This window comes from Candidatus Sulfotelmatobacter sp. (genome assembly GCA_035498555.1).
Classification (GTDB): Bacteria; Eisenbacteria; RBG-16-71-46; order RBG-16-71-46; family RBG-16-71-46; genus DATKAB01.
This window is the reverse complement of sequence record DATKAB010000203.1, coordinates 1-9,864: the sequence shown is the minus strand read 5'-3', so window position 1 is coordinate 9,864 and position 9,864 is coordinate 1. Positions and strand designations below refer to the sequence as shown.

The window sequence follows — 9,864 nt, the reverse complement described above, 5'->3', positions numbered from 1 at the left end:
CGCCCAGGGTGAGAGCCGAGGCGACCAGGATGGCGGCCACCGGGATCACCAGCAAGGACAGGGGGTGTGCCGTCGAGCCGCGTTCCATGCCGGCCTCCGTGTCCCCTCGGAGCCCCCCTGGCGGGTCTCCGGGAAGGGCGTTCACCCGCGCTCCATGCGGGCGGTTCGGGCCCCGGCCGGCCGCGCTCCCGGCCCCGGGTACCCGGTCGGGCGGGAGCGTAGCAACCGGGGCGGCCCTGTCAACCCCGCAGTCGACGGCGCCCCGGGGGCGGGACTCGGGTGTCGCGCGTCGCAGTCCGGACTTGGTATGGACGACGGCTCACGCTATTCTGGCGTCAAGTCGTTTGCAGGCCATGCCGATACGCTGACTGTCACGCGGTGAGCCTCACCGTCGTGGAGGAGCGGAGGACGTCTCAAGATGCTGGTCCTAACACGGAAGTTAGGCGAGAACATCCGAATCGGGGATTCGGTGAAGATCACCGTGCTCGAGGTGCGCTCGGGGCAGGTGAAGCTCGGCATCGAGGCGCCTCCGGAAGTCAAAGTTCATCGGGAAGAGATCTATGCCCGCATCCAGGAAGAGAACCGGCGCGCGCAACGCTGGAAGAGCGAAGGCGGGCCCGAGGCCCCTCCCCGCGAAGCGGGCGACAAGGGCCACCCGAACGGCTGACGTTCCGGCGCCGACGACGAACTCCACGTCGCGTGCGCGCGCGGGTGTCGCTCCGCTCGCGCCGATCTCCGCACTGCCCACGCTGAGCGAGCGCATCCGCTGGACGCGCGTGATGACCGCGCAGGCGCGACTCGCCGTCGGCTACTACGACCGGCCCGACGTGCTCGAGCGTCTCGCCGACGCCGTGCTCGAGGAACTCGAGCACCACTAGCGCCGCGCCACCGCGGCCCGAGCGCCGCGCGGCCCGATGCTATACTGCGCGCCTCATGGACGAGGCCCGCCGCCGTCGTGCGCGCTCGAAACCCGCCGCTGCTCCCGCCGCATCCGACGCGCTGATCGCCGCGCTGTTCGGCGACGCCGACTCGGGCCTCGTGCTCGTGGACGCGCGCGGCCGCGTGGAGGCGGTGAACGCCGCCGCCGCGCGCCTGCTCTCGATCACACCCGGCCGCGTGCGCCGCCGGCCCGCCGCCGAGCTGCTGCGCAGCGTCGTCGCGGGCGAGGATCCGGTGGCCGAGGCGTTCGGCGTCGCGCGCGGCGAGCGCGAGGCGCTGCTGCTCACGAAGCCCGGCACGGAGCTGCCCGTGCTGCTGCGCTCGTACCGCTTCGGACAACCGCCGCGTCTGCTGCTCTCGTTCCGCGACCTCACGCAGCCGCGCCGCATGCGCGAGGAGCTGCGTCGCCACGAGCGGCTGGCGACGCTCGGACAGCTGTCCGCCGGCGTCGCGCACGAGATCCGCAATCCGCTCGCCGGCATCGGCACGAGCGCCCAGGTGCTGTTGCGCCGCTTCGAGCCGCGCGACGAACGCGCGCGCTTCGTGAGCGTGATCCTCGACGAGGTCTCGCGGCTCGATCGCATCGTGAACAGCCTGCTCCAGTACGCGCGGCCGCGTACGCCGGAGCTCAAGGCCGACTCGCTCGCGCGTTGCATCGAGAAGGTGCTCGAGCTCCAGTCCGACGCGCTCGCCGCGGCGCGCGTGAGCGCGCAGGTGGTCGTGGCGCCGCGCCTCGGTCCGGTCTACATTGACGCCGATCTCGTGACGCAGGTGCTGCTGAACCTCACCGTGAACGCGCTGCAGGCGATGCCGGACGGCGGCACGCTGCGCTTCGACGTGCGGGCGCTGCGCCGGCGCCGTGCCCCGCGCGGACCGGGGCGCCGCGCGTCGGATCGCGCGCGACTGCCGCGTGGACTGCCGAGCTGGGTCACCTACCAGCAGGTGCGGGTGAGCGACAGCGGCGTCGGCATCCCGCGCGGCCTCCAGTCGAAGCTGTTCGATCCGTTCTTCTCGACCCGGCCGCAGGGCACGGGGCTCGGGTTGTCCATTTCGCAGACGATCATGCAGGAGCACGGCGGCAGCATCGCGATCGCGAGCCGAGAAGGTCGCGGGACGACCGTGCTGCTCAACTTCCCCGTGGAGAAACGCAATGGCGAAAGGCGACAGCTCGACGCGCGCCCAGACGATGCACACGCTGCTCATCGTTGACGACGAGCGCTCGCTGCGCTTCAGCATCGGCGAGTGGGCGCGCGACGCCGGCCTCCAGCCGATCGAGGCCGCCAGCGCGAGCGAGGCGTTCGAGCGCCTTCGCGAGAAGGCCGCCGACGTCGTGCTGCTCGATCTTAAGCTCGGCGACGAGGACGGCCTCCAGGTCCTGAAGCGCCTTCGCGAAGACGATCCCAGCCGGCCGGTGATCCTGCTCACCGGCCACGGCACCGTCGAGCACGCGGTGCGCGCCACCAAGCTCGGCGCCTACGACTTCATGCTCAAGCCGCCCAACCTCGATCACCTGGGCGTGGTGGTCGAGCGCGCACTCGAGCACGCGCGCCTGCGCGGTGAAGTGCAGCACTACCGCCAGGGCGTCGCCGGACCGCCAGCGGTGATCGGCGAGAGCGAGGGATTGCGCCGAGCGCTGCAACGCCTCGAGAAAGCGGCACGCAGCAGCAGCGCCACCGTGCTGTTGCGCGGCGAGACCGGCGCCGGCAAGGAGATCATGGCGCGGTACCTCCACGCGCACAGCCCGCGCGCGAACGGGCCGTTCATCGATCTCAATTGCAGCGCGATCCCCGAGCAGTTGCTCGAGAGCATGCTGTTCGGACACGAGAAGGGCGCCTTCACCGACGCCAAGCACTTCCGGAAGGGTCTGTTCGATCTCGCCAACGGCGGCACGCTGTTCCTCGACGAGATCGGCGAGATGTCGCCGCAGCTCCAGTCGAAGCTGTTGCGCGTGCTGGAATCGCGCAGCTTCCGTCGCGTCGGCGGGCATTCGGACGTCTCGGTGGACGTGCGCGTGGTTGCCGCCACGCATCGCGACCTCGAACGAGAAGTGAAGGCCGGCCGTTTCCGCGAGGATCTGTTCTTCCGGCTCAACGTAGTGGTGGTGGAGATGCCGCCGCTGCGCGAGCGCGTCGAGGATCTGGCGCCGCTCGCCCGTCATTTCATCGAGCGCTTCTGCGCCGAACTGGGCCGCCCGCCGGCCCGACTGCGGCCCGAGGCCCAAAGGGCGCTCGAGTCCTACCGCTGGCCGGGCAACGTGCGCGAACTGAAGAACGTGATCGAGCGCGTCCTGCTGCTCGAGGTGGAAGGCGACGAGATCCGCCGCGAGGATCTCCCGCCCGAGATGACCGGCCAGGCCGACGCGAGCTCGGGCGGCGAGCTGCCGCAACCGTTTCCGCCGGGCGTGGTCAGGCCGCTGGCCGAGATCGAGCGGCTCGCCATCCAGCATGCGCTCTCGGTTTGCGGCCAGAACAAGACCCGCGCGGCGCAGCTGCTCGGCATCTCGCGCCAGACCCTTCGCACCAAGCTCAAGGAATACTCGCTTCCCGACGACAACGAGGACGCGACCGACTGACCCCGGGCGCCCGCCGGCGGAGGGGCGGCGCCGGGGATCCGGCGCTCAGGAACGAGTCACGTCATTCGCCCGCCGGATCGGAGTTGAGCGGGCGAATCGCACCGGGCGTCCCGCAGGGCGCACGATCGGGGTGTGGCCGGCGCCATGAAATTCCCCTCCGCGCCCTCCTCCGAGGTCGAGCCTTCGGGCCCTAACTGACGTTTTCATTTCATGCTGGGCGTTCGCGCCCGGCCGCGCCCGGGTCTTCCACGGCGAAATCCGTCGCCCGGCCGTCGTATTGCACGGATCAAGGATCTCCGTGGCACACGGGCTGCAAAACGCCTGTCCGCCACCACCCCGGAGATCCCGTTCATGCCGCATCTGCTCATCATCGACGACGAGTTGAGCACGTCCTGGGCGCTCGCCGAAGGCCTGACCGACGATGGCTACACCATCGACACCTTCCGGTCGGCCGAGGCTGCGTGGGATTGGCTGCGGCGGGGAAAGAGCGATCTGGTCATCACCGACCTGCGCCTGCCGGGCATGAGCGGACTCGAGCTCGCGCGCAAGCTCCGCCGCGGCCGCTCGGCTCAGCCGGTGATCGTCGTCACCGCCTACGGTTCCACCGAGGTCGAAGCCGATCTGCAGCGCGCGGGAGTCGCCGGCTGCTTCCCCAAGCCGTTCGCGATGGACGCTCTGCGTCGCGCCGTGCGCCAGGCTCTGGCCCAGCGCGTGGCGCGCCGTTCTCGCCGGCTCGGAAGCGCGAAGCCGGCCCGCGGTTCGAGCACGCGCATGCGGAGGGCGGCATGAGCGGAGCCGACCGCCGAGTGACCGCCGCGCGGCGCGGGTCGAATCGCGCCGTCACGCGCCTGCCACTTCCGCTCAAGCGCGAGCGGTTGCAGCGCGCCATCGCCGAGCTTCCGAGCGATGAACGACTGATGCTCGCGCTCAGCCTGCTCGAAGGTCTCTCGCCGGCCGAGACCGCCGAGCTGACCGGCCGCACCAGCCGCTCGGTGGCGGCGGCCTGCGATCGGATGCTGACCGCGCTGCGTCGCGCGCTCCACGATCGCGCGCCAGGCGAACGCGTGGCCCCGGGTTCGGCGGAAACGCCCGGCTTGAGGAGAGCGGTGTGAGCCTCAGCCCCGCTCTGTCTCCCGTCGCCGACGTCGCGAGCCACATGCCGGAACATCGCGGCGACCAGCTCGATCGCGTCGCCGCCGCGCTCGACAGCCTGCATGGCGAGCGACGCCGGCTCGAGCGGCTCGGATTCGAGACTCCTCTCCAGCGCTGCCACGATCAGCTTCGCTACTGGCAGTTCGTCGGCGCGCTCCTCGCGCTCGATCCCGAGGCCGGTCGATGAGCCGCAAGGCCCGGCGCGCCTCCGAGCGCGCCCCGCTGCGTCTGGTTTCCGGTTCTCCGCGGCCAGCCAGCGAGGATCATCCCGCGAACTGGAGTCGCCCGATCGTCCGTTCGCTGGTGATCACGAGCGGCAAGGGCGGCGTGGGCAAGAGCACGCTGGCCGCGAATCTGGCGGTGGCGCTGGGGCAGCGCGGCGCTCGGGTGTTGCTGGTGGACGCCGATTTCTCGCAGGCCAATCTGGATCTGCTGCTCGGAGTGCATCCGCGCTGGGACCTGCAGCACGTGCTCTCGGGAGAGAAGACGCTCGAGGACATCGTGACGCCCGGGCCCGCCGGCGTGCGACTCGTGCCGGCGGCCTCCGGAGTGCCCGAGCTCGCCGATCTCGATGACTATCGGCTCGAGTGCCTGTGGCGCGGCATGAGCCAGCTCGAGCACGAAGCCGACGTGGTGCTGATCGACACCGCTTCGGGTGTGAGCCGGCCGGTCACCTGGCTGTGCCGCGCGGCTCGCGAGGTGCTGGTGGTGACCACGCCCGAGATGCCGGCGTTCTCCGACGCCTACGGCCTCATCAAGCTGCTCCATCAGCAGGGCCTCACGCGTCCGCCGCACCTGGTCGTCAATCACACCGACAGCCCCGAGGAATCCGAGGAGACCGCGCAACGCATCCGCCTGGTGGCTCGCCGCTTCCTGCAGCTCGATCTCGACCTGTGGGGCGGCGTGCCGTACGACCCGGCGGTTTCGCGCGCGGTTCGCCAGCAGGAGCCGGTGCTCACCGCTTTCCCGAACTCGCCGGCGGCCCAGGCGATCCGAGCTCTGTCCCATCAGCTCTGGGACGAGTCGCCGCCGCCGCCGCGCACCCAGTCCGATTCCGAACCCCAGCGTCTCGAAGCCTAGGAGGAGTTCCCCAATGCCCCGTGCCGCCGTATCGGTTTCGTCCGCTTCGACACGCCGTAGCCCGCAACTGGTGCGTTCTCGCGGTCGCGCCGCCCGGCCCGCGCCGCCGACGCCGATCACGTACTCGAAGGACGACCTGCTGAAGCGGTTCGCGCCGCTGGTGCGTCACGTGGTCGAGCGCGTGGCGGCGACGCTCCCCCGCAACGTGGATCACGAGGATCTGTACTCGGCGGGCGTGCTGGGGCTGCTCGACGCCCACGCGAAATTCGACACTGGCAAGGGCGTCAAGTTCGAAACCTACGCGGTGTGGCGCATCAAGGGGGCGGTGCTCGACCAGCTTCGCGCACTCGACTGGGTGTCGCGCTCGATGCGGCGGAAGGCGCGCAATCTGGACGGCGTGACGCGCCGGCTCGACCAGAAGCTCGGGCGCGCCGCGTCCGAGGACGAGGTCGCGCGCGAGATGAAGATGTCGCGCGGCGATTTCTACCGGCTGCTCGATCACGTGCGCGGTGCGGTGCTGGTCTCGCTCGACGAGAGCCGCGCCGGCGAGGACCAGGAGCCGACCACGCTCGCCGATCACCTGCCGGATCCCAGCCTGCCGAGTTTCGAGGCCCGCCTCGAGGAGCAGCAGACCCGTCACGTCATTCTTCGCACCCTCGACCAGCTGCCCGAGCAGGAGCGGCTGGTGGTCGCGCTCTATTACTACGAGCACCTGACGCTCAAGGAGATCGGGCGGGCGCTCGGCATTTCGGAGTCCCGCGTCTCGCAGGTCCACACCCGCGCAATGACGCGGCTCCGGCTGCGGCTTCAGCGGGCGTTCACGGTTCGGGAGGCGGCGTGAAGGGGAACGAACCGGTCCGGCCCGGGCCGCCGCCTTACGCGGCGTTGCGCGGGAGGCTGCTCGAGCAGGCCGAAGCCCTGCGCGACGCCGGCCATGTCGCCGAGGCCGCGAGCCTGGCCGCGGTGGTGGAGCGCTGGTGGGACGAGCAGCTCCGCTGGAACGGCAGTCTGGTCGAGTTGCTGAGACTGCACCACGACATCAACAACGCCCTGGTCGGCGTGAGCGGCAACGCTCAGCTGCTGATGAGGGACCCGATCGCCGACCAGCCCGGCGTGCGCGAGCGGCTCGAGGTGGTGGTGCGCGAGTCGACTCGCATCCAGTCCGCGGCCGCGCGGCTGCGCGATCTGAAGAGCGCTCTGGAGGGAACCCCGCGTGAGTCGCGCGCCGCGTGAGACGCCGGTGACCGGCACGCCGGACCGTGCGCCGGGGCCGGGTCGCGCACGCGATCCCGAGGACGCGCTGCTCGAGCGCCGGCGCGCGTCGCGCTCGCTGTGGTCGGCGTGCGAGGCGATGCTCGGAGCGCCCGCCGACCCCCGCGCGCTGGCGCGGGCTCTGGACGCCCTGCGCAGTGCTTTCGAATGCGACGGCGTCGCCCTGCACGCGCTCTCGCCGGCCGGCGACCTCGAGCCATGGTGTGCGCGCGGCGACTGGCGAGCGAATCCCGGCGATCTGCGCGGCTGCCTGTCGGTGCCGCTGTTCCGCGGCTCCGAGCGGGTCGGCACGCTGGACCTGCGCGCGCGCGCCGGACAGCGCTGGCGACCCGCGCAACTCGGCCTGGTGCGCTCGGCATCCGGAGCCCTCGGGGCGGCCCTCGGGGCGCGGATCGAGCTGGACCGGCTGCGCGCCGCACCGGGGCGCGACCCGGTGACCGGGCTGCCCGATGGTCGGGCGTTCCGCCAGCGACTGACCGAATCCCTGGCGCACGCCCGCCGTCACGGGCTCGCGCTCGGCCTGGTCATCGTGGACCTCGATCACTTCGCGGCCTTGAACCGCCGCTACGGTCGGACGACCGGCGACGCCGTGCTGCGCGAAACCGGCCTTCTGCTCAAGCTGACGCTGCGCGAGTCCGACGTGCTCGCGCGTCTCGGCGGCGACGCGTTCGGCGCGATCCTGCCCGAAACCGACGCCGGCCCCGCGGCGCGCGCCGCGGAGCGGGTGCGCCGCGCGCTCGAGGAGCATCACTTCGCCCGGGTCGGACACCTGTCGGCATCCGCCGGGGTGGTGTCGAGTCCGCGCGACGGTCTCGAGCCGCTCGAGCTGCTCGACCTCGCCGACAAGACGCTGGATGTCGCCAAGCGCTCCGGGCGCCGCCGCACCGCCCGCGTCGCCGCCACCCACTCCCACTGACCACGGAAGGTCGCATGGCCATGCCACCGGAAGCCCGCCCTTCGCAGACCGACACGCCCGACTCGCCTGAGCCGTCGGCGCCCTCGCGCGTCATGGTGGTGGACGACGAGGCCTCGGTGCTGGACGTGTTCCGGGAGCTGCTGACCTCGGAAGGTCATGAGGTGTCGGCGGCCGGCAGCGGGGAAGAGGCGGTCCGGATGCTGCGCACGCTTCGGCCGGACGTGATCCTGACCGACCTCAATCTCCCCGGGCTCTCGGGGCTCGACTTGATGCGCCACGCGCGGGCCGCCGACCCCGACGTGGCGGTGATCGTGGTGACCGGTTACGCCTCGGCGTCGAGTGCGATCGAGGCGCTCCGTCAGGGCGCCTACGACTACGTGACCAAGCCGCCCGATCTGTGGGACGTGGCGCGCATCATTCAGCGCGCGATCGCCGGTCGCCGCCTGCGCGAGACCAACCGCCGTCTGGTCGCCGAGCTGCGGGCCAAGAACGAGATCCTCCAGCAGCACGAGCAGGTGTTGCGCGAGCGGGTTCGCGTCGCGACCTGGCAGATGACCCGACTCTACGAGGTGGGCAAGGAGATCAGCGCGAACCTCGAGCTGGCGCCGCGACTGGGCGTCATCTGCGCGAAGGCCAGCGAGCTCTCGGACGCGCAGGCGTGCGCGGTCTACTTGCGCCACGAAGAGAGCGAACCGTTCTTCCTCTCGGGGCTGCAGGGGGTCGAGTCGTCGGAAGACGGCTCGGGGCTGCCGTCGCAGCTCAACGCCGAGTCCCTGCTGCAGGCCTGGAAACAGGAGCCGGCCGCGCGGCGGTGGTCGAACGGCGACGCCTCGCCGATTCCCGAGCTGCCGCTCGGCTCGGGGAAGCGCTTCGACGCCATGCTGGTGGTCCCGATGATCACCAGCGCCAAGCTCGCCGGGCTGCTGGTGTTGCTCGGCAAGCCCGGGGGCTTCACCGAGGGCGACGAGAGCTTCCTCACGCTGTACGCGGCCCAGGCGGCGATCGCGATCCGCAACTCGCAGCTCTACGAGCACACCAAGAGCCTCGATCGTCTCAAGTCCGAGTTCGTGGCGGTGGTCTCGCACGAGATCCGCACGCCGCTCACCTCGGTGAAGGGCGCGCTCGAGCTGCTGTCCGACGACCGCTACTTCCAGAACTCGGAGCAGCAGACCAAGCTGCTCACCATCGCGCACGCCAATGCCGAGCGGCTGCTGCTTCTGATCAACGACATCCTCGACTTCTCGAAGCTCGAGAACGCTTCGCTGCCGATGACGATCGAGCCCAACCGCCTGGAGCCGATCCTCCAGCAGGCCGTGCACAACCTGCGCACCATGGTCGAGGAGCGCAACATCGCGATCGACATGCAGCTGGCGCCCGATCTGCCCGATCTCATGCTGGATCCCGGGCGCGTCGGCCAGGTGCTCACCAATCTCCTGTCCAACGCGATGAAGTTCTCGCCGCCCGACGGCCGCATCATCGTCACCGCCGAGCGCTGGCAGGGGCAGATTCGCGTGGGGGTGCGAGATTTCGGGGAAGGGATCGCCGCGCCCGATCTTCCCAAGTTGTTCCGCAAGTTCTCGCAGATCGACTCGGGATCCACCCGCAAGGTCGGCGGCACCGGACTCGGCCTCGTGATCTGCAAGGGCATCGTCGAGCAGCACGGCGGCACGATCTGGGTGGAGAGCACGCGCGGCGAAGGGAGCACCTTCTACTTCACGCTGCCGCTCGCCGAGCGTTCGACCACCGATCAGGTGGGAGCGGGGCGAGCCGGCCGCTGAGCGAGCGGCGATCGAGTCCTGTCGCTGCAAGGTGATTCTGTCCGCCTAACTGCAAAGTGATTATGTCCTCCCCGGGCCAGTCCGATCGGGCTGGGGTGGGAGTGGGGTGGAGCCCTTCCAGGGATGGTTGGGGCGGGGGCGGCGGATCTGGGTGT

General features: G+C 70.8%; 11 protein-coding genes. All 11 read left to right on the top strand.

The window, feature by feature from the left end; genetic code table 11:
- Positions 1-418 precede the first annotated feature (418 nt).
- Positions 419-667 (top strand): carbon storage regulator CsrA, encoded by a 249-nt coding sequence (gene csrA, locus VMJ70_15755; protein HTO92586.1) that lies wholly within the window; start codon positions 419-421, stop codon positions 665-667.
- Positions 668-933: 266 nt separating this feature from the next.
- Entirely contained in the window at positions 934-2,148 is a 1,215-nt protein-coding gene (locus VMJ70_15750; protein ID HTO92585.1) for an ATP-binding protein, read from the top strand.
- Entirely contained in the window at positions 2,090-3,511 is a 1,422-nt protein-coding gene (locus VMJ70_15745) for a sigma-54 dependent transcriptional regulator (protein HTO92584.1), read from the top strand. The genes VMJ70_15750 and VMJ70_15745 overlap by 59 nt, the downstream gene beginning before the upstream one ends.
- A gap of 351 nt (positions 3,512-3,862) precedes the next feature.
- A complete protein-coding gene (locus VMJ70_15740) occupies positions 3,863-4,300 on the top strand; it encodes a response regulator (protein HTO92583.1) in 438 nt (145 codons plus the stop codon).
- Positions 4,297-4,623: a sigma factor-like helix-turn-helix DNA-binding protein gene (locus VMJ70_15735; protein HTO92582.1), complete on the top strand. Its 327-nt coding sequence runs from the start codon at positions 4,297-4,299 to the stop codon at positions 4,621-4,623. Before VMJ70_15740 ends, VMJ70_15735 begins: the two co-directional genes overlap by 4 nt.
- Entirely contained in the window at positions 4,620-4,850 is a 231-nt protein-coding gene (locus VMJ70_15730) for a hypothetical protein (protein HTO92581.1), read from the top strand. The genes VMJ70_15735 and VMJ70_15730 overlap by 4 nt, the downstream gene beginning before the upstream one ends.
- On the top strand, positions 4,847-5,743 hold the full coding sequence (locus tag VMJ70_15725) for a MinD/ParA family protein (protein ID HTO92580.1): 897 nt from the start codon (positions 4,847-4,849) through the stop codon (positions 5,741-5,743). Before VMJ70_15730 ends, VMJ70_15725 begins: the two co-directional genes overlap by 4 nt.
- Before the next feature lie 70 nt (positions 5,744-5,813).
- A complete protein-coding gene (locus tag VMJ70_15720) occupies positions 5,814-6,584 on the top strand; it encodes a FliA/WhiG family RNA polymerase sigma factor (protein HTO92579.1) in 771 nt (256 codons plus the stop codon).
- Complete coding sequence (locus tag VMJ70_15715) at positions 6,581-6,976, top strand: histidine kinase dimerization/phospho-acceptor domain-containing protein (GenBank protein HTO92578.1); 396 nt, start codon at positions 6,581-6,583, stop codon at positions 6,974-6,976. Before VMJ70_15720 ends, VMJ70_15715 begins: the two co-directional genes overlap by 4 nt.
- On the top strand, positions 6,957-7,931 hold the full coding sequence (locus tag VMJ70_15710; protein HTO92577.1) for a sensor domain-containing diguanylate cyclase: 975 nt from the start codon (positions 6,957-6,959) through the stop codon (positions 7,929-7,931). Before VMJ70_15715 ends, VMJ70_15710 begins: the two co-directional genes overlap by 20 nt.
- 14 nt (positions 7,932-7,945) lie before the next feature.
- The gene (locus tag VMJ70_15705; GenBank protein HTO92576.1) at positions 7,946-9,709 is read left to right on the top strand and encodes an ATP-binding protein; all 1,764 of its coding nucleotides are present in this window, start codon (positions 7,946-7,948) and stop codon (positions 9,707-9,709) included.
- Positions 9,710-9,864 lie beyond the last annotated feature (155 nt).